The sequence below is a fragment of the Mycetocola sp. Y442 genome (assembly GCF_056898615.1).
The window spans coordinates 1,310,589-1,328,649 of record NZ_JBXHBV010000001.1; the positions used below are offsets into that span (position 1 = coordinate 1,310,589).

Sequence of the window (18,061 nt, forward strand, 5' to 3'; positions counted from 1 at the left end):
GAGCGCTCGACCGGCGTCTTTTGTTTTACTTTACAGAGCCGCCAGCAGCAACGATCTTCTGCTCAGCTGATCCGGAGACCTTGTCTACCGAAATGTTCAGCTTCACGTCGATGTCGCCGTTTCCGAGGACCTTGACCTTCTCGTTCTTGCGAACGGCGCCCTTGGCGACGAGGTCGGCAACTGTGACGTCGCCGCCCTTCGGGTAGAGCTCAGCGAGACGCTCAAGGTTGACAACCTGGTACTCGACGCGGAACGGGTTCTTGAACCCGCGCAGCTTCGGAGCACGCATGTGCAGTGGCAGCTGGCCACCGGCAAAGCCGGGACGAACCGAGTAACGAGCCTTCGTACCCTTGGTTCCACGACCAGCAGTCTTACCCTTGGAGCCTTCACCACGGCCAACGCGCTGGCGGTCCTTCTTCGATCCCTCAGCGGGACGAAGGTGGTGGACCTTGAGCACCTGCGGGCGAGGAGCGGACTCCTCCGCCTTCTTCGCGGGGGCCTTCCGAGCAGGAGCCTTCGCCACGGGGGCGTCAGCAGCTACGGTCTCGGCCTTGGCGGAAGCCGCCTTGGCAGGCGCCTTCTTCGCTGGAGCCTTCTTGGCAGCGGGCGCCTTTGCGTCAGCCGTCTTTACAGCGGCCTTCTTCGCGGGAGCCTTCTTGGCGGTCTCCTCGGTGACATCTTTCTTGTCAGCCATTAGTCGATCTCCTCAACCTTGACGAGGTGAGCAACAGTGTTGACGTAGCCACGGTTCTGCGAGTTGTCCTCACGGACAACAACAGCACCGATGCGCTTCAGTCCCAGGCTGCGCAGTGTGTCGCGCTGGTTCTGCTTCTCACTAATTTTGGATTTGATCTGCGTGATTCGCAATGAAGCCATTACGCACCTACCTTTGCGGCTGCCTTGGCAGCGGCCTGGGCCTCGACCTGCAGCAGCTTGGCAGGAGCAATCTCGGAGTACTCCTTGCCACGGCGTGCGGCAACGGCGCGAGGCTCTTCGAGCATCTTCAACGCGGTAACTGTCGCGTGAACGATGTTGATGGTGTTCGACGAACCGAGCGACTTGCTGAGAACGTCGTGGATGCCTGCGCACTCGAGGACGGCGCGGACGGGACCACCGGCGATAACACCGGTACCCGCAGCGGCCGGACGCAGGAGAACAACACCTGCGGCTGCCTCACCCTGGACGGGGTGCGGGATGGTCGAGCCGACGCGGGGAACGCGGAAGAAGTTCTTCTTCGCTTCCTCGACGCCCTTGGAGATGGCGAGAGGCACTTCGCGAGCCTTGCCGTAGCCGACGCCGACCATTCCGTTGCCGTCTCCGACGACGACGAGAGCGGTGAAGCTGAAGCGACGACCACCCTTGACGACCTTGGAGACACGGTTGATGGTGACGACGCGCTCGAGGAACTGGTTCTTGTCAGCGTCGCGGCTGTTACGCTCGCGGCCCTGGTTACGCTCGCCACGACCGCCACGGCGGCTGTCGCGAGCATCGGTGCGACCCGAGCTCTCGGTACCAGCTGCGGTTTCGACCGGCTTTTCGACGGCTGGCAGCTCAGCAGCAGCTGCAACCTCGGTCTTCTGTACATCACTCACAGGTTCAACCCACCCTCTCGAGCACCCTCGGCGATAGCCGCGACGCGACCCGCGTAACGGTTGCCACCGCGGTCAAAAACGACTTCTTCGATGCCGGCGCTCTTCGCACGCTCTGCAACGAGCTCGCCGACCTTCTTGGCCTTTGCGGTCTTGTCACCGTCAAAGGTACGGAGGTCAGTTTCGAGGGTCGATGCCGACGCGAGGGTGAAGCCCTTGCTGTCGTCGACGACCTGCACGAATACGTGACGAGCCGAACGGGTCACAACGAGACGCGGTCGAGCCGCTGTTCCCGCGATCTTCTTACGGAGGCGCGCGTGACGACGGTCACGCGCAGCCGACTTGGACTTTACGGCCATGGTTACTTACCAGCCTTTCCGGCCTTGCGGCGAACAATCTCGCCGGCGTAACGCACACCCTTGCCCTTGTACGGCTCAGGCTTGCGAATCTTACGAATGTTGGCAGCAGCCTCGCCGACGGCCTGCTTGTCGATACCAGACACCGTGAGCTTGTTGTTGCCCTCAACGGTGAGCGTGATGCCGGCAGGCGGGTCGATCAGGACCGGGTGCGAGAAGCCGAGAGCGAACTCAACAGAGCCGCCCTTCTGTGCAACGCGGTAACCGGTTCCGACAACCTCAAGGCCCTTGGTGTAGCCCTGGGTGACGCCGACGATCTGGTTGCTGATGAGTGTGCGGGTGAGTCCGTGGAGCGAACGTGATTCACGCTCGTCGTCGGGGCGAGTGACCAGAACCTGGCCATCCTCAACCTTGACCTCGATGGGGCTGGCGACGTTCAGCGCGAGCTCACCCTTCGGGCCCTGGACGGTGACGGCTGAGCCGTCGACCGATACGGTGACCCCTGCGGGGATCTCAATGGGAAGTCTTCCAATACGCGACATATCTGGCTACCACACGTAAGCGAGAATTTCTCCGCCTACGCCCTTCTTCTCAGCCTGACGGTCTGTAAGCAGACCAGAGGAGGTGGACAGGATGGCGACGCCGAGGCCGCCGAGAACCTTGGGGATCTCCGTCGACTTTGCGTACACGCGGAGGCCTGGCTTCGAGACACGCTTGATGCCCACAATGGAGCGCTCGCGGTTCGGGCCGAACTTGAGGTTCAGCGTCAGGGTCTGTCCGACGCGTGCGTCAGAAACTTCCCATCCGGAGATGTAGCCCTCAGAGGTGAGGATCTCCGCGATGTGGCTCTTGAGCTTCGAGTGCGGCATGGACACGGTGTCGTGGTGCGCCGAGTTCGCGTTGCGCAGTCTGGTCAGCATGTCTGCGACCGGATCTGTCATTGTCATGTGTTATTTCCTTCGGTTCACCAGGTTTCGTTCACCCGTTACACGAATGACGACCTGTGGTGGTTAGGGGAGAAACGGATGCTCCGCCCCCCTGATCTCCACGCTCGAGTGCGCCGAACACCGATTTGTCGAACAAATTGGTGCCGGCGCAACCGTGCGAGAGAAATCTTCAGTTGTGAGCAACCGCAGTGCGGGCCGGCTGCAAGCAACCGACCCACTCTACAGTTACTTTGCGCTGTCTGTTGACGTGAAGGGGAATCCGAGCGCCTTGAGGAGCGCGCGACCCTGCTCGTCGGACTTCGCCGTTGTAACAACGGTGATGTCCATTCCGCGTACGCGGTCGATCTTGTCCTGGTCGATTTCGTGGAACATCGACTGCTCGGTCAGACCGAACGTGTAGTTGCCGGTGCCATCGAACTGCTTCGGGCTGAGGCCGCGGAAGTCGCGGATACGCGGGAGAGCGAGGCTCAGCAGGCGGTCCAGGAACTCCCACATGCGGTCCCCACGAAGCGTGACGTGGGCGCCGATGGGCTGACCTTCGCGCAGCTTGAACTGTGCGATGGACTTGCGGGCCTTGGTGACCTGTGGCTTCTGACCGGTGATCTTGGTCAGGTCGGCAACAGCGCCATCGATGATCTTTCCATCGCGGGCTGCCTCACCGACACCCATGTTCACGACGATCTTGGTGAGCGTCGGAATCTGGTGCACGTTGGTCAGGCCGAGTTCCTTGAGCAGCTGCTCCTGGATCTCTGCCTTGTACTTTTCCTTGAGGCGGGGCTGGATTTTGCCAGCCGCCACTGCCGTGTCAGTCATTAGAGGTCCTTACCTGACTTCTTGGCGTAACGAACACGGACCGTCTTGGTGACGCCGTTCTTCGTTACTTGCTCGTTGCGGTGTCCGACTCGCGTCGGCTTCTTGGTCTCGGGGTCAACGAGAGCCACATTCGAGATGTGGATCGGAGCCTCGTGGGTCTCGACGCCACCGGTCTTCGTTCCGCGCTGGGTCTGACCCTGGCGGACGTGCTTGGTGACGTAGTTGACGCCCTCAACGATGACGCGGTTCTTCTCGACCAGGACCTGGATGACACGACCCTGCTTGCCGCGTGAACCGCCGCGAGCCTGGGTTGCGCCAGAGATGACCTGGACGAGGTCGCCCTTTTTGATCTTCGCCATGACTAAATAACCTCCGGTGCCAGCGAGACGATCTTCATGAACTTCTTGTCGCGAAGCTCGCGACCGACCGGTCCGAAGATACGGGTACCGCGGGGGTCGCCGTCGTTCTTCAAAATCACTGCTGCGTTCTCATCGAACTTGATGTAGGAGCCGTCCTGACGACGGACTTCCTTCTTGGTGCGAACGATGACCGCCTTGACGACGTCACCCTTCTTGACGTTTCCGCCGGGGATTGCGTCCTTGACGGTCGCAACGATGGTGTCGCCGAGGCTGGCGTAACGCCGACCGGATCCGCCGAGAACACGAATGGTGAGAAGCTCCTTGGCGCCGGTGTTGTCGGCAACCTTGACTCTGGATTCCTGCTGAAGCATTTTCTAACTCCTTCTGACAAGTAAAGCCCGGGGGCTTACTTGGCCTTCTCGAGGATCTCGACCAGGCGCCAGCGCTTTGTGGCGCTGAGCGGACGGGTCTCGCTGATCAGAACGAGGTCACCGATGCCGGCGCCGTTGAGCTCGTCGTGCACCTTCCTCTTGGAGGTGCGGCGGATGACCTTGCCGTAAAGCGGGTGCTTTACGCGGTCTTCGACCTCAACCGTGATGGTCTTGTCCATGCGGTCGCTGATGACGTATCCACGTGCCGTCTTGCGGTAGCCACGAACAACGGCCTCAGCCTCAGTCGAGGGTGCTGCGCCCTTAGCGTCAGACTTAGCCATTACTTGGCCTCCTCAGTCTCGGTTTCGGGTGCCGCTTCAACGGCATCCTTCTTCTTGGTCTTCTTCGCAGCCTTGACCGGAGCCTCGACTTCAACCGGAACCGGGGTGGCCCGAATTCCGAGCTCGCGCTCACGGATGACCGTGTAGATGCGAGCGATGTCGCGCTTCACGGCGCGCAGGCGGCCGTGGGTTTCGAGCTGGCCGGTGGCCGACTGGAAGCGCAGGTTGAACAGCTCTTCCTTGGCCTTGCGCAGCTCGTCGACAAGACGTTCGTCTTCAAATGTGTCGAGCTCAACGGGGGTGAGCTCCTTGGAACCGATCGCCATTATGCGTCGCCCTCCTCGCGCTTGATGATGCGTGCCTTGAGAGGCAGCTTGTGGATTGCACGGGTCAGTGCCTCGCGGGCGAGTGTCTCGGGGACACCAGCAACCTCGAAGAGCACACGGCCGGGCTTGACGTTCGCGACCCACCACTCGGGCGAACCCTTACCGGAACCCATGCGGGTTTCAGCAGGCTTCTTGGTGAGCGGACGGTCGGGGTAGATGTTGATCCAGACCTTTCCACCACGCTTGATGTGACGCGTCATCGCGATTCGAGCGGACTCGATCTGACGGTTGGTCACATAAGCGGGGGTGAGGGCCTGAATGCCGTACTCGCCGAAGCTGACAACGGTTCCACCGGTGGCCTGGCCAGTGCGGTGGGGACGGTGCTGCTTGCGGTGCTTGACACGACGTGGAATAAGCATGATTAAGCCGTAGCCCCTTCTGCAACCGGAGCGTCCGCACGAGGTGCACGACGCGGACGGTCACTGCGCTCCGGGCGGCTCGACTTAGCGTTTGCCTGCTCGCGAGCGAGTTCCTTGTTGGTGATGTCGCCCTTGTAGATCCAGACCTTCACGCCGATGCGGCCGAAGGTGGTCTTTGCCTCGTAGAAGCCGTAGTCGATGTTCGCGCGGAGCGTGTGCAGTGGCACACGGCCTTCGCGGTAGAACTCCGAACGGCTCATCTCGGCGCCGCCGAGGCGGCCGGAGACCTGGATGCGAACACCCTTGACAGTCGAGACGCGCTGGGCGCCCTGCAGTCCCTTACGCATTGCGCGGCGGAATGCCACACGTGCGGAGAGCTGCTCGGCGATGCCCTGTGCGACCAGCTGAGCGTCAGCCTCGGGGTTCTTGACCTCGAGGATGTTCAGCTGGATCTGCTTGCCAGTGAGCTTCTCGAGGTCTGTGCGAATCCGCTCAGCCTCGGCGCCACGGCGACCGATCACAATGCCCGGACGGGCGGTGTGGATGTCGACGCGGACACGGTCACGGGTGCGCTCGATCTCGATGCGCGAAACACCGGCGCGGTCAAGCGAGGTGCCGAGCAGTCGACGGATCTTGACGTCTTCAGCAACGTAGTCGCTGTAACGCTGGCCAGGCTTGGTGCTGTCGGAAAACCAGCGCGACACGTGGTCGGTGGTGATGCCGAGGCGGAAGCCGTATGGATTTACTTTCTGACCCATTACTTCGTACCCTCCTCAGGAGTGGCGAGCACAACAGTGATGTGGCTGGTGCGCTTCAGAATCTGGAATGCCCGGCCCTGTGCACGCGGCTGGAAGCGCTTGAGGGTCGTACCCTCATCAACGAATGCCTTGGCAATGTACAGGTCCTGCTCGTCGAGGAACTGGTTGTCCTTGTCTGCCTTGACGCGAGCGTTCGCGATGGCAGAAGCAACCAGCTTGTAGACGGGCTCTGATGCACCCTGCGGTGCGAACTTCAGAATGGCCAAGGCCTCAGTGGCCTGCTTTCCGCGGATCATGTTGACGACGCGGCGGGCCTTCATGGGGGTGACGCGGATGTGACGCACTCGTGCGACTGACTCCACCATTTCTCTCCTCCTTTTCGTCACCGCGTTAGCGGCGACGACCCTTCTTGTCATCCTTCACGTGTCCACGGAAGGTGCGGGTGGGTGCAAACTCGCCGAGCTTGTGCCCGACCATCGACTCGGTGATGAACACCGGGATGTGCTTGCGACCGTCGTGCACCGCGATGGTGTGCCCAAGCATGTTGGGGACAATCATCGAACGGCGCGACCAGGTCTTGATGACGTTTTTACTGTTGGCCTCGTTCGCGCGAACCACCTTGCGGAGCAGGTGGTCATCAACGAAGGGGCCCTTCTTAAGACTGCGTGGCATCTTCTACAACTCCTACTTACGCTTCTTGGTGGCGGTACGGCGACGAACGATGAGCTTGTCGCTTTCCTTGTTCGGGTGGCGGGTGCGGCCTTCTTTCTGACCCCACGGGCTGACCGGGTGACGTCCACCGGAGGTCTTGCCCTCACCACCACCGTGCGGGTGGTCGACCGGGTTCATGGCGACACCACGCACTGTCGGGCGGATGCCCTTCCAGCGGCTACGGCCGGCCTTACCCCAGTTGATGTTCGACTGCTCGGCATTGCCGACCTCGCCGATGGTTGCGCGGCAGCGCGCGTCGACGTTGCGGATTTCACCGGACGGCAGGCGGAGCTGCGCGTACGGGCCATCCTTGGCGACGAGTCGAACCGATGCGCCTGCTGAGCGAGCCATCTTGGCGCCTCCACCCGGACGCAATTCGATTGCGTGGATGACGGTACCCGTTGGGATGTTCTTCAGCGGCAGGTTGTTGCCCGGCTTGATGTCAGCGCTTGCGCCCGACTCAACAACGTCGCCCTGTGCGAGCTTGTTGGGAGCGAGAATGTAGCGCTTGGTGCCGTCAACGTAGTGCAGGAGCGCGATGCGCGCCGTGCGGTTGGGGTCGTACTCGATGTGAGCGACGCGGGCGTTGACGCCGTCTTTGTCGTTACGACGGAAGTCGATAACGCGGTACTGGCGCTTGTGGCCACCACCGATGTGACGGGTCGTGATGCGGCCCTGGTTGTTGCGACCACCGGTCTTGGAGAGGGGACGCAGAAGCGACTTCTCCGGGGTCGAGCGGGTGATTTCAGCGAAATCAGCAACGCTCGATCCGCGACGACCAGGTGTCGTGGGCTTGTATTTGCGAATAGCCATAGTTTTTCCTTACGCCCCTTAGCCGACAGCCGTGAAGATGTCGATGGAACCGGACTTGAGCGTCACGATCGCGCGCTTGGTGTCCTTGCGCTTGCCCATACCGAACTTGGTACGACGAGTCTTGCCGGTGCGGTTCAGTGTGTTGACACTTGCGACCTCGACCTTGAAGATCTTCTCGATCGCGAGCTTGATCTCGGTCTTGTTCGAACGCGGGTCGACAACGAAGGTGTACTTACCCTCGTCGATCAGGCCGTAGCTCTTCTCGGAGACCACCGGCGAGATGATGATGTCGCGCGGGTCCTTGTGAATGTTGGACATGACTAGGCCTCCTCAGTGACGTCAGCAGACGAAGCAACAGCCTTGACCGACTTGCCCTTGACCGGACCGGCGACGAAAGCGTCGAACGCGGCCTTGGTGAAGATGATGTCGTCCGAGACGAGAACGTCGTACGCGTTCAGCTGGTCGTAGTTGATGACGTGAACGGTTGGGATGTTGCGGACAGCCTTGTAGCTGAGCACGTCGTCACGCTCGAGAACGATGAGGACGTTCTCCGAGTTCGCAACCTGTGCCAGGTACTCGGTGGTTGCCTTGGTGACACGTTCCTCGGCGACGATGAAGCTCTCCACGACGTGGATACGCTCACCGCGTGCGCGGTCGGACAGTGCGCCACGGAGGGCAGCAGCAATCATCTTCTTGGGGGTGCGCTGCGAGTAGTCGCGGGGCACTGGTCCGTGAACGATTCCACCACCACGCATCTGAGGGGCGCGGATCGAGCCCTGACGAGCGCGACCTGTTCCCTTCTGCTTGAACGGCTTACGGCCTGCACCGGAAACTTCACCACGACGCTTGGTCTTGTGGGTTCCCTGGCGGGCTGCAGCAAGCTGTGCCACAACGACCTGGTGGATGAGCGGGATGTTGGTCTGGACGTCGAACACCTCTGCGGGAAGATCGACCGTTCCGGTCTTCTTGCCCTTGGTGTCGAGAACGTCGACCGTAGCGATCCGAGTTGCGTCAGTCATAGGACTACGCTCCCTTCACTGCGTTGCGGACGAAAACGATGCGGCCACGAGCGCCGGGAACGGCACCCTTGACGAGCAGCAGGCCCTTCTCGGTGTCGACCGAGTGGACGTGGAGGTTCAGCACGGTGACGCGCTCTCCACCCATGCGACCCGCCATGCGCATGCCCTTGAAGACACGGCTCGGGGTCGACGAAGCACCGATTGAACCGGGCTTGCGGTGGTTGCGGTGTGCACCGTGAGATGCGGAAACACCCTTGAAGTTGTGGCGCTTCATGACACCGGCGAAGCCCTTACCCTTGCTGGTTCCGACGACGTCGACCTTCTGGCCGGCCTCGAAGGTGCCTTCAACGGTGAGTTCCTGGCCGAGCGCGTAGTCGGATGCGTCAGCGGTGCGGACCTCGGTGACGTGACGGCGAGGCGTGACGCCTGCCTTGTCGAAGTGTCCGGCGTCCGGCTTGTTCACCTTGCGCGGGTCGATCTGGCCGTAGGCGATCTGAACCGCGTTGTAGCCGTCGACCTCTGGCGTGCGAATCTGCGTCACAACGTTTGGGGTGATCTCGATAACGGTCACGGGAACGAGCTTGTTGTTCTCGTCCCAGACCTGAGTCATGCCAAGCTTCTTGCCGAGCAGACCCTTGCTGGTCTTGTTCTGCGTAGACATGCGTTCCCTTAGAGCTTGATCTCGATGTTGACGTCGGCAGGCAGGTCGAGTCGCATAAGCGAGTCGACGGCCTTCGGCGTCGGGTCAATGATGTCGATCAGACGCTTGTGGGTGCGCATTTCGAAGTGCTCCCGGCTGTCCTTGTACTTGTGAGGAGAACGGATGACAGCCACCACGTTCTTCTCGGTCGGAAGCGGCACTGGGCCGACAACCGTCGCACCCGCGCGGGTTACTGTGTCGACGATCTTGCGCGCCGAGGTGTCAATGACCTCGTGGTCGTATGACTTAAGTCGAATGCGGATCTTCTGTCCCGCCATGTTTGACTCACTCTCTGTCTTGCGTCTTACGAATTGCTTCGCATTGGACGCGCTTCTTAGCGTTTTGCAACGCTGGGCACCACTTGCTGTCGCACCACTATTTTTCTGTCAAGTCTTTGCCGGCCCCCGCCCCTGACTCAAGCCGAACGCACAGGTGTACTGACGTTCTGGCCGATGCCAATGTTGGGGGTTGTCGACCAAGTCGATGTTCTGCTGCCCGCGGCCTAGCTCTACTCTCAAAGTGAGGGTGATCTATGCACTACCTGGCAGTGATTCCGGCGCAAAGCACGGAAATGTTGAACTAGACGAGTCTGACAGATTCGATCCCGTTATGCAACCCGGGCGTGTCGCGTTGGGCGTGGCGGAATTCCAGCGCCCGCGCCTCCCTGCGATGCGCAACCGTCAGTTGCACTCCCCAGCCGACGGCCCCTTGAGGGGGGTGGGGCCGCCGGTGGACGTGACCGAGGGGATTCTGTCACGGTTGGGTCCACTTTAGCCAAACATGATGAATCGTCATATACCCCACGCGGCAATGGCTCACCCCAGTACGGGTGACCAGACGGCCATCCGGATCCACCGGGCAGTGCACGCGGACCGGCCATTCGCGGCGACACAAAAGGGGGCCGGGCCCGAGGGGCCCGACCCCCTTCAGGGAATCGTCAGTAGTGAAAAACTACTTGATGATCTTGGTGACGGTACCAGCACCGACGGTGCGGCCACCCTCACGGATTGCGTAGCCGAGGCCCTCTTCCATGGCGATGGGCTGGATCAGCTCAACGGTCATTTCGGTGGTGTCGCCAGGCATGACCATCTCGGTGCCCTCTGGCAGCGTGATGACGCCGGTGACGTCCGTGGTGCGGAAGTAGAACTGCGGGCGGTAGTTCGCGTAGAACGGGTTGTGACGTCCACCCTCTTCCTTGGAAAGGATGTAGGCGGTGCCCTCGAAGTTGGTGTGAGGGGTAACCGAACCCGGCTTCACAACAACCTGTCCACGCTCAACGTCTTCGCGCTTGGTGCCACGAAGAAGAAGACCACAGTTCTCGCCGGCCCATGCCTCGTCGAGCTGCTTGTGGAACATTTCGATACCCGTGACGATGGTCTTCTGCGTCGGGCGGATGCCAACGATTTCGACCTCGGAGTTCAGGGCAAGGGTTCCACGCTCGGCGCGGCCCGTGACAACGGTTCCACGACCGGTGATCGTGAAGACGTCCTCGATCGGCATCAGGAACGGCTTGTCCTTGTCGCGCACCGGGTCAGGAATGTGCGAGTCAGCAGCTTCCATGAGCTCGAGAACCGAGTTGACCCACTTCTCGTCACCCTCGAGAGCCTTGAGGCCCGAAACGCGGATAACGGGAGCGTCGTCGCCGGGGAAGCCCTGGCTCGAGAGAAGCTCACGGACCTCGAGCTCGACGAGCTCAAGGATTTCTTCGTCGTCAACCATGTCGGACTTGTTCAGTGCGACCATGAGGTACGGAACGCCGACCTGCTTCGCGAGCAGAACGTGCTCACGCGTCTGGGCCATCGGGCCGTCGGTTGCTGCAACCACGAGGATTGCGCCGTCCATCTGGGCAGCACCGGTGATCATGTTCTTGATGTAGTCGGCGTGGCCGGGTGCATCAACGTGAGCGTAGTGACGGTTGGGCGTCTCGTACTCGACGTGCGAAATGTTGATCGTGATACCGCGCTGGCGCTCTTCGGGAGCGGAGTCGATCGACGCGAAGTCGCGCTGAACGTTCGTTGCCGAAGGGAACTTGTCAGCAAGCACCTTGGAGATGGCAGCGGTAAGCGTGGTCTTGCCGTGGTCGACGTGACCGATCGTACCGATGTTTACGTGCGGCTTGGTCCGCTCGAACTTGGCCTTAGCCACTATGGTCCTCCTCAGGACTGATGTAGCGACGCCGGGCACTGGATTGCAACCGGTTTACTACGGGGGTTTGTGTTTTTTATGTTACTAGGTCGCGGCTGGGGATATGCCTCCCCAGCCGCAGGGCGATTACTCGCCCTTGCTCTTCTGGATGATCTCCTCGGCGACAGCCTTCGGGACCTCCGCGTAGCTCTCGAATGCCATCGAGTACACGGCACGACCGGAGGTTTTGCTCCTCAGGTCACCGATGTAGCCGAACATTTCAGAGAGCGGGACTTTGGCGGTGATGACCTTCACGCCTGCTGCGTCTTCCATTGCCTGGATCTGGCCGCGGCGTGAGTTGATGTCACCGATGACGTCGCCCATGTACTCCTCGGGAGTGCGCACCTCGACGGCCATGAGCGGCTCAAGAAGAACCGGGTCAGCCTTGCGTGCGGCTTCCTTGAAGCCCATGGAACCCGCGATCTTGAACGCCATTTCTGACGAGTCAACATCGTGAGCCGCGCCGTCAAGCAGGATTGCCTTGACGCCGACGAGCGGGTACCCGGCAAGGATACCGACCTGAAGCGCATCCTGGAAACCAGCATCGATGGAAGGGATGTATTCGCGCGGGATACGTCCACCGGTGACCTTGTTGTCGAACTCGTAGGTCTGGTCAGCGGTGATCTCGAGCGGCTCGAGGCCGAACTGGATCTTCGCGAACTGGCCGGAGCCACCGGTCTGCTTCTTGTGCGTGTAGTCGTGCTTCGGAACCGCGCGGCGGATCGTCTCGCGGTAGGCGACCTGGGGCTTGCCCACGTTTGCCTCAACCTTGAATTCACGCTTCATGCGGTCAACAAGGATGTCGAGGTGAAGCTCGCCCATTCCGTGAATAACGGTCTGGCCGGTCTCCTGGTTCTGCTCAACGCGGAACGTCGGGTCTTCCTCGGCAAGCTTCTGGATAGCTGTTCCCAGCTTCTCCTGGTCCTGCTTCGTCTTCGGCTCGATTGCGACCGAGATGACGGGCTCAGGGAAGGTCATCGACTCGAGCACGACCTGGTTGTTCGGGTCGCACAGGGTGTCACCGGTTGTGGTGTCCTTGAGGCCGATAACCGCGTAGATGTGACCTGCGGTCACGAAGTCCACGGGGTTTTCCTTGTTGGCGTGCATCTGGAAGATCTTGCCGATGCGCTCCTTCTTGCCCTTGGTCGAGTTGATGACCTGGGCACCGGAGTCCAGGCGACCCGAGTACACGCGAATGTACGTGAGGCGACCGAAGAACGGGTGAACAGCAACCTTGAAGGCGAGAGCAGCGAACGGCTCAGCAGCGTCCGGGTGGCGAAGGATGATCTTCTCTTCGTCGCGCGGGTCGCGAGCCTCGGTTGCCGGCACGTCGAGCGGGTTCGGCAGGTAGTCGATGACAGCGTCGAGCATCGGCTGGACGCCGCGGTTCTTGAACGCCGAGCCACAGAGGACCGGGTAGATCTCGCTGTTGACGGTGAGCTTGCGGATCGCGCCCTTGATCTCGGCAACGGTCAGCTCTTCGCCACCGAAGTACTTCTCGAGCAGCGCGTCATCGGTCTCGGCAACGGTCTCGAGGAGGAGCTTGCGGTACTCAGCAGCCTTCTCAACGAGGTCAGCGGGGATCTCTTCGATGGCGTACTTGGCGCCCATCTCGACGTCACCCTTGCTGTCGCCACGCCACGTGAGCGCGCGCATTTCAACGAGGTCGACGACGCCCTCGAAGTCGCTCTCAGCGCCGATGGGCAGCTGGATCACGAGGGGCTTCGCGCCGAGGCGCTTGATGATGGTGTCTACCGTGAAGTAGAAGTCTGCACCGAGCTTGTCCATCTTGTTGACGAAGCAAATGCGCGGAACGTCGTACTTGTCGGCCTGGCGCCAGACGGTCTCGGACTGGGGCTCAACGCCCTCCTTGCCGTCGAACACCGCGACAGCACCGTCGAGGACGCGGAGCGAACGCTCCACCTCGACCGTGAAGTCAACGTGGCCGGGGGTGTCGATGATGTTGATCTGGTTGTCACCCCAGAAACAGGTGGTAGCTGCAGAGGTGATCGTGATGCCACGCTCCTGCTCCTGCTCCATCCAGTCCATCGTGGATGCACCGTCGTGCGTCTCACCGATCTTGTGGTTGACGCCCGTGTAGAACAGGATGCGCTCAGTAGTTGTGGTTTTACCAGCATCAATGTGGGCCATGATGCCAATGTTGCGGACCTTGTTCAGGTCGGTGAGCACGTCAAGTGCCACTGGGTTCCTCCAGGAAGTTTGGTGAGATGAGGGTGAACAGGCGGGCGGATGCCCCGGCACAGGTGCCGGGGCATCCTGCCGCTACTACCAGCGGTAGTGAGCGAATGCCTTGTTCGACTCGGCCATCTTGTGCGTGTCTTCGCGGCGCTTGACCGCGGCACCGAGGCCGTTTGATGCGTCGAGAATCTCGTTCATGAGACGCTCTGTCATTGTCTTTTCGCGACGACCCTTTGCGTAGCTGGTGAGCCAGCGGAGAGCGAGGGTGTTTGCGCGGTGCGGCTTGACTTCGATCGGCACCTGATAGGTCGATCCACCGACACGGCGTGACCGGACCTCGAGGGTCGGACGAACGTTGTCGAGCGCCTTCTTCAGTGTGACGACGGCGTCCTGGCCGTTCTTTGCCGAAACGCCTTCGAGCGCGGTGTAAACAATGCGCTCTGCGAGGCCCTTCTTGCCGTCAACAAGAATCTTGTTGACGAGCTGGCTGACGATCGGTGCGCCGTAGACGGGGTCTGCGACGACGGGGCGCTTTGGTGCTGGTCCCTTACGAGGCATTACTTCTTCTCCATCTTTGCGCCGTAGCGGCTGCGAGCCTGCTTGCGGTTCTTCACGGCCTGCGTGTCAAGTGCGCCACGGATGATCTTGTAACGGACACCAGGAAGGTCCTTCACACGTCCACCACGAACCAGGACCATCGAGTGCTCCTGGAGGTTGTGGCCTTCACCTGGGATGTAGGCGGTGACCTCGGTGCCGTTGGAGAGCTTCACACGAGCGACCTTGCGCATCGCCGAGTTCGGCTTCTTCGGGGTTGTGGTGTACACACGGGTGCAAACGCCACGCTGCTGGGGGTTGGCCTTAAGAGCGGGAGCCTTGGTCTTGGTGACCTTCGGCGTGCGACCCTTACGGACCAACTGCTGAATAGTTGGCACTACTTCTCCTTGTTTGTGCTGCACGGTGACAGCGGCAATGTTGCTAGCATTCGCGCGAGGCGAGTTCAATGGACCCACCGGCAGCGCAGAGGAGCGCTGCTTTTGGTGTGGTGGGTATGCCGTGGGAGCCGGCGCTTATGGCAATCCGACCCAGTGTGTGAGAGTTGCCTGACCTCAAGCGGACCGTTTCGGGCTCGAGTTAAGAGCGCGACAAAGCGCACACCCCTAAATACTACCCGGGGGTAGCTCCCCGGTCAAGCGAACGGCCTCCCCCGCCGGGGCCTCGAGCGCGCCGGCGGCGCGCCACGCACGAACCGGCCACGGCCACAGTTCGGCAACTGCGGTCGTGGCCGGTTCGGGGGCGCAGCGGGCTGCGCGGGATGCACTCAGGCAGGCAGATCTAGGGCACGTAGACGAATGTGGGTCCGTCCTCGCCGAACGCCTCGACGTAGCCGTCGACGTCGAAGGGGAAGGTTTCGGTTGCGATCCGCCCGGTTGCGCCGGACAACGGGTCCCTCGCGTCAGCGCCGGCCTGGGCACTGCCGTCGGTGTCGGTGGAGACAGGCCAGGTGCCATCGGCGAATTCTCCAATGGAGAACGCTGGCCTGGTCACCGTCCACGTGAAGTTCGAGAGTTCGTATCCCTCCGAATTCGTCGCCCAGAACGGGCACCCGGCCGGGGCAAGCTCCTTCGAGGCGACGCATGCGTCAAGCCACGCGTTGACAGCGTCCGTGGCTGCTGTCGTCCCCTCTTCGGTCAGCGCGATCTCGAGCGTCGGCGCCTCGGCGGCGTCTGCTTCAACGCCGAACCCGACGACGGATGCCTGCAGGTCCTCTGCGCTGTACCACGCGTTGTCTCCGCCCAGAGCGACGGGGTACGTGCCGGGGAGCGCGCGAAGCGTGTAGACACCGTCATCCTTTTTCAGTTCGGAGACGTCGACCCCTGCGACCTCGACGACCGCGTCGTCCGGTGCGTTGATACCGACCGCGATGCTCGAGAGCGGCGGGGACTCGAGCTGCCAGTTGTCGAAGAAAACGGCGTCCTTGCCCTGCTTGACCAGCGTGAATTCCTGGTCGTACTTCTCGCCGGCCTGGGTGATGCTCGCCGTCACAGTGGCGGTGTCGCCCTCGACAGCGACCTCGCCAAGCGTGTACCTGGTGATGCGGTCGTCGGCTTCGGCGTACGCCTTCTTGGTGAGCAGAAGATCGGTCTTCTCGACCTTGGTGTCTGACACCTCGAACGCACCAGCCACGTCGCCCTTCTTGAGCGCGTCGAGGTAGGCCTTTACCTCGAGTTCGGGTGCGTGGGCCGATGCACCGACATTGAATGCCACGATGCCGCCGACCCCGAGGAGGACGACAGCCGTGCCTCCCGCGATCCACGGCACAAGGCTCTTCTTTTTCTTCGGAACCGCTGGATTTGACGGGGCGCCGGCGGGGTATGCAGCGGTCGGGGGCTGTGGGGGGTACCCCGCTCCGCCGGCTGGCTGACCGGTCGGGCCACCAGTGATCGGTGCCTGCTGAGGGTAAGCCGCCGGGCCTCGGTCATCGATGCGCGGCGTGGGCTGGCCCTGCTGGCCAAACTGCGGAGAGCCAGGCTGCGGAGTTGGCTGCTGCGGAGCTGGCTGCTGCGGAGAGGCAGGCTGCGGAGCTGGCTGCTGCACCGGCAGTGCGGGAGCGGCCGGGGTCGAGAACTGCTGCGAGAACTGCTGCGGGGGCTGCTGGGCCGGGTACGGCTGCTGCTGCCCTGCGTGCGGCGGGTACGACGACTGCTGCCCTGCGTGCGGCTGGGTCGGCTGCTCCCCATGGGGCTGGGCTGGCTGCTGACCGGGCTGCGGGGCCTGCGGCTGTCCCCACGGGTTCGGCTCAGCGGGCTGGCCCCACGGATTCTGCTGTCCTGTGTTGTCGTTTGTCATGTCTCCCCGATTGATGGCGTGCGACTGCAGCGCAAGCCTATCGACGGGGCGTGCTCGGTACGTTGGGCACAAGTCCCCATCTTCAGGGGGGTCACGCACAGAGTTCGCGGGGCGGATGCCACGGGAGCGTTGAGAGAACCGCAACGGCGCGCGTCCGGCCGTGTCACCAGGAGGGCGGCGAGTCCAACTCGAGCGTCAGGTCGGCGAGGAGAGCCTCGATCTGGGGCTCGACATAGAGCGCGACAGCCGCCAGAATCCGCTCGCGATGGGGCTCGATCGCCAGACAGACGAGCTTGCCGGCGTGGATCGCACACTCGTCTGCGAGCCGGATTTCTGTGCGAAGCGCAGCCTTCTCTTCCTCAGACAGGGGCGCGGGGAGCGCTTCAGGTTCCGGCACTTCCTGCCCGGCGAGACCAGCGAGGGTGAACAGGTATGGCTCCCCCGGTACCGGGTCGGGGTCGACGGGAAGGCCGTCGTACTCCGGCTCGAGTCCGCGGTCCGGCCGGTACGACCGCGCCTTGCTCTCTTCAGCGGCCTTCAGTTCCCGCTGGAGGAGCGGGAGATTACGCTCCGTGTACTCATCGACGACCTCGTCGACGATGGCCTTGATCCTGGTCGACAGGCCGTGCTGGACGGTGTGCGGAACGTCACGGTCGAGTCCGACGGCCGCCATGACCGGAGAGCCGAAGCAGCGACGGCACAGTCGTGTCCGCCCGCGGTGGGTCGACGGTCGCCATCGTGGCAGCCACTCGAGCCACGCGTCGACCGCCTGACTCACCCTCGTGTCGAGCGACCGATCCATGATTCAGAGGTTACCGCCCTACTTCTCCCACGGCCACAGGGGGCGCGCCGGATGAGCACCACCGGCAGCCAGGATGAGGGCAAAGGCGACGTAGACGACAGCCGCGAGGACGCCGACCGCCACTCCGTAAAGCCGCAGGATCGCATCCGCAGCAAACAGCATCCCGGCGAACAGCTGATCGGCCGCTGCCGCGTAGAGCATCGAGCCAACGAGCACGTATGCCGCCCAGGCAAAGATCCCGGTCGAGACGGCGCGCCCCAGCGGAACCCGCACAGGGTCACCGACTGACGCTTCGGCCGAGCGCCGCACGGCGGCCTCGTACTGCCGGGCAGCACCGAGAAGGGCGACGAGGACAACAGCGACGGCCGCCGCGGTCGCCGCAGGCCCGACCAGGGGTCCGGCGTCGGGCCTGGCGACGACCTCGGTGTCAGTCAGCAGGCTGATGAATCCGAAAGCGCAGACGACGAGCGCGAAGTACGTGAACGTTGCGAAGACGGACAATACGTA

27 protein-coding genes are annotated in these 18,061 nt (G+C 62.2%); all 27 read right to left on the minus strand.

What is annotated here, in order from left to right; genetic code table 11:
* Positions 1–25: 25 nt before the first annotated feature.
* Positions 26–694: a 50S ribosomal protein L15 gene (gene rplO, locus AC1X6S_RS06235; protein WP_483404881.1), complete on the minus strand. Its 669-nt coding sequence runs from the start codon at positions 692–694 to the stop codon at positions 26–28.
* Complete coding sequence (gene rpmD / locus AC1X6S_RS06240) at positions 694–876, minus strand: 50S ribosomal protein L30 (RefSeq protein WP_108391763.1); 183 nt, start codon at positions 874–876, stop codon at positions 694–696. The genes rplO and rpmD overlap by 1 nt, the downstream gene beginning before the upstream one ends.
* The gene (rpsE, locus tag AC1X6S_RS06245; protein WP_416046393.1) at positions 876–1,592 is read right to left on the minus strand and encodes a 30S ribosomal protein S5; all 717 of its coding nucleotides are present in this window, start codon (positions 1,590–1,592) and stop codon (positions 876–878) included. Before rpsE ends, rpmD begins: the two co-directional genes overlap by 1 nt.
* Positions 1,589–1,948 carry a 50S ribosomal protein L18 gene (gene rplR, locus AC1X6S_RS06250; RefSeq protein WP_108391764.1) on the minus strand — a complete coding sequence of 120 codons (360 nt, stop codon included), beginning with the start codon at positions 1,946–1,948 and terminating at the stop codon, positions 1,589–1,591. Before rplR ends, rpsE begins: the two co-directional genes overlap by 4 nt.
* Positions 1,949–1,950: 2 nt before the next feature.
* A complete protein-coding gene (rplF, locus tag AC1X6S_RS06255; protein WP_108391765.1) occupies positions 1,951–2,487 on the minus strand; it encodes a 50S ribosomal protein L6 in 537 nt (178 codons plus the stop codon).
* Positions 2,488–2,493: 6 nt separating this feature from the next.
* The gene (gene rpsH / locus AC1X6S_RS06260) at positions 2,494–2,892 is read right to left on the minus strand and encodes a 30S ribosomal protein S8 (RefSeq protein ID WP_483404882.1); all 399 of its coding nucleotides are present in this window, start codon (positions 2,890–2,892) and stop codon (positions 2,494–2,496) included.
* A gap of 225 nt (positions 2,893–3,117) precedes the next feature.
* Positions 3,118–3,705, minus strand: a complete 588-nt coding sequence (gene rplE, locus AC1X6S_RS06265) for a 50S ribosomal protein L5 (RefSeq protein WP_108391767.1) — start codon at positions 3,703–3,705, stop codon at positions 3,118–3,120.
* Complete coding sequence (rplX, locus tag AC1X6S_RS06270) at positions 3,705–4,064, minus strand: 50S ribosomal protein L24 (RefSeq protein ID WP_108391768.1); 360 nt, start codon at positions 4,062–4,064, stop codon at positions 3,705–3,707. The genes rplE and rplX overlap by 1 nt, the downstream gene beginning before the upstream one ends.
* Positions 4,065–4,066: 2 nt before the next feature.
* Positions 4,067–4,435, minus strand: a complete 369-nt coding sequence (gene rplN, locus AC1X6S_RS06275) for a 50S ribosomal protein L14 (RefSeq protein WP_108391769.1) — start codon at positions 4,433–4,435, stop codon at positions 4,067–4,069.
* 35 nt (positions 4,436–4,470) lie between these two features.
* Complete coding sequence (gene rpsQ / locus AC1X6S_RS06280) at positions 4,471–4,776, minus strand: 30S ribosomal protein S17 (RefSeq protein WP_108391770.1); 306 nt, start codon at positions 4,774–4,776, stop codon at positions 4,471–4,473.
* Positions 4,776–5,102 (minus strand): 50S ribosomal protein L29, encoded by a 327-nt coding sequence (gene rpmC / locus AC1X6S_RS06285; protein ID WP_483404883.1) that lies wholly within the window; start codon positions 5,100–5,102, stop codon positions 4,776–4,778. Before rpmC ends, rpsQ begins: the two co-directional genes overlap by 1 nt.
* On the minus strand, positions 5,102–5,521 hold the full coding sequence (gene rplP, locus AC1X6S_RS06290; protein ID WP_108391772.1) for a 50S ribosomal protein L16: 420 nt from the start codon (positions 5,519–5,521) through the stop codon (positions 5,102–5,104). Before rplP ends, rpmC begins: the two co-directional genes overlap by 1 nt.
* Before the next feature lie 2 nt (positions 5,522–5,523).
* Positions 5,524–6,279, minus strand: coding sequence for a 30S ribosomal protein S3 (gene rpsC / locus AC1X6S_RS06295; RefSeq protein ID WP_108391773.1), 756 nt, complete (start codon positions 6,277–6,279; stop codon positions 5,524–5,526).
* Complete coding sequence (gene rplV, locus AC1X6S_RS06300; protein ID WP_108391774.1) at positions 6,279–6,644, minus strand: 50S ribosomal protein L22; 366 nt, start codon at positions 6,642–6,644, stop codon at positions 6,279–6,281. The genes rpsC and rplV overlap by 1 nt, the downstream gene beginning before the upstream one ends.
* Before the next feature lie 25 nt (positions 6,645–6,669).
* On the minus strand, positions 6,670–6,951 hold the full coding sequence (rpsS, locus tag AC1X6S_RS06305) for a 30S ribosomal protein S19 (RefSeq protein ID WP_108391775.1): 282 nt from the start codon (positions 6,949–6,951) through the stop codon (positions 6,670–6,672).
* Positions 6,952–6,963: 12 nt separating this feature from the next.
* On the minus strand, positions 6,964–7,803 hold the full coding sequence (rplB, locus tag AC1X6S_RS06310; RefSeq protein WP_416279217.1) for a 50S ribosomal protein L2: 840 nt from the start codon (positions 7,801–7,803) through the stop codon (positions 6,964–6,966).
* An 18-nt stretch (positions 7,804–7,821) separates the two neighbouring features.
* The gene (gene rplW / locus AC1X6S_RS06315; protein ID WP_108391777.1) at positions 7,822–8,121 is read right to left on the minus strand and encodes a 50S ribosomal protein L23; all 300 of its coding nucleotides are present in this window, start codon (positions 8,119–8,121) and stop codon (positions 7,822–7,824) included.
* Positions 8,122–8,123: 2 nt separating this feature from the next.
* Positions 8,124–8,822: a 50S ribosomal protein L4 gene (gene rplD, locus AC1X6S_RS06320; RefSeq protein ID WP_483404884.1), complete on the minus strand. Its 699-nt coding sequence runs from the start codon at positions 8,820–8,822 to the stop codon at positions 8,124–8,126.
* A gap of 4 nt (positions 8,823–8,826) precedes the next feature.
* The gene (rplC, locus tag AC1X6S_RS06325) at positions 8,827–9,483 is read right to left on the minus strand and encodes a 50S ribosomal protein L3 (protein WP_108391779.1); all 657 of its coding nucleotides are present in this window, start codon (positions 9,481–9,483) and stop codon (positions 8,827–8,829) included.
* A gap of 8 nt (positions 9,484–9,491) precedes the next feature.
* Positions 9,492–9,800, minus strand: coding sequence for a 30S ribosomal protein S10 (rpsJ, locus tag AC1X6S_RS06330; RefSeq protein ID WP_022895514.1), 309 nt, complete (start codon positions 9,798–9,800; stop codon positions 9,492–9,494).
* 673 nt (positions 9,801–10,473) lie between these two features.
* Positions 10,474–11,667 (minus strand): elongation factor Tu, encoded by a 1,194-nt coding sequence (tuf, locus tag AC1X6S_RS06335; protein ID WP_483404885.1) that lies wholly within the window; start codon positions 11,665–11,667, stop codon positions 10,474–10,476.
* Positions 11,668–11,793: 126 nt separating this feature from the next.
* Entirely contained in the window at positions 11,794–13,908 is a 2,115-nt protein-coding gene (fusA, locus tag AC1X6S_RS06340) for an elongation factor G (RefSeq protein WP_483404886.1), read from the minus strand.
* An 84-nt stretch (positions 13,909–13,992) separates the two neighbouring features.
* A complete protein-coding gene (gene rpsG / locus AC1X6S_RS06345) occupies positions 13,993–14,463 on the minus strand; it encodes a 30S ribosomal protein S7 (protein WP_108391782.1) in 471 nt (156 codons plus the stop codon).
* Complete coding sequence (gene rpsL / locus AC1X6S_RS06350; protein ID WP_108391783.1) at positions 14,463–14,837, minus strand: 30S ribosomal protein S12; 375 nt, start codon at positions 14,835–14,837, stop codon at positions 14,463–14,465. The genes rpsG and rpsL overlap by 1 nt, the downstream gene beginning before the upstream one ends.
* Before the next feature lie 400 nt (positions 14,838–15,237).
* Positions 15,238–16,752, minus strand: coding sequence for a zinc ribbon domain-containing protein (locus AC1X6S_RS06355; RefSeq protein WP_483404887.1), 1,515 nt, complete (start codon positions 16,750–16,752; stop codon positions 15,238–15,240).
* 163 nt (positions 16,753–16,915) lie between these two features.
* Positions 16,916–17,554 carry a spermidine/putrescine ABC transporter substrate-binding protein gene (locus AC1X6S_RS06360; RefSeq protein ID WP_483404888.1) on the minus strand — a complete coding sequence of 213 codons (639 nt, stop codon included), beginning with the start codon at positions 17,552–17,554 and terminating at the stop codon, positions 16,916–16,918.
* An 18-nt stretch (positions 17,555–17,572) separates the two neighbouring features.
* On the minus strand, positions 17,573–18,055 hold the full coding sequence (locus AC1X6S_RS06365; RefSeq protein WP_483404889.1) for a hypothetical protein: 483 nt from the start codon (positions 18,053–18,055) through the stop codon (positions 17,573–17,575).
* Positions 18,056–18,061: the final 6 nt, after the last annotated feature.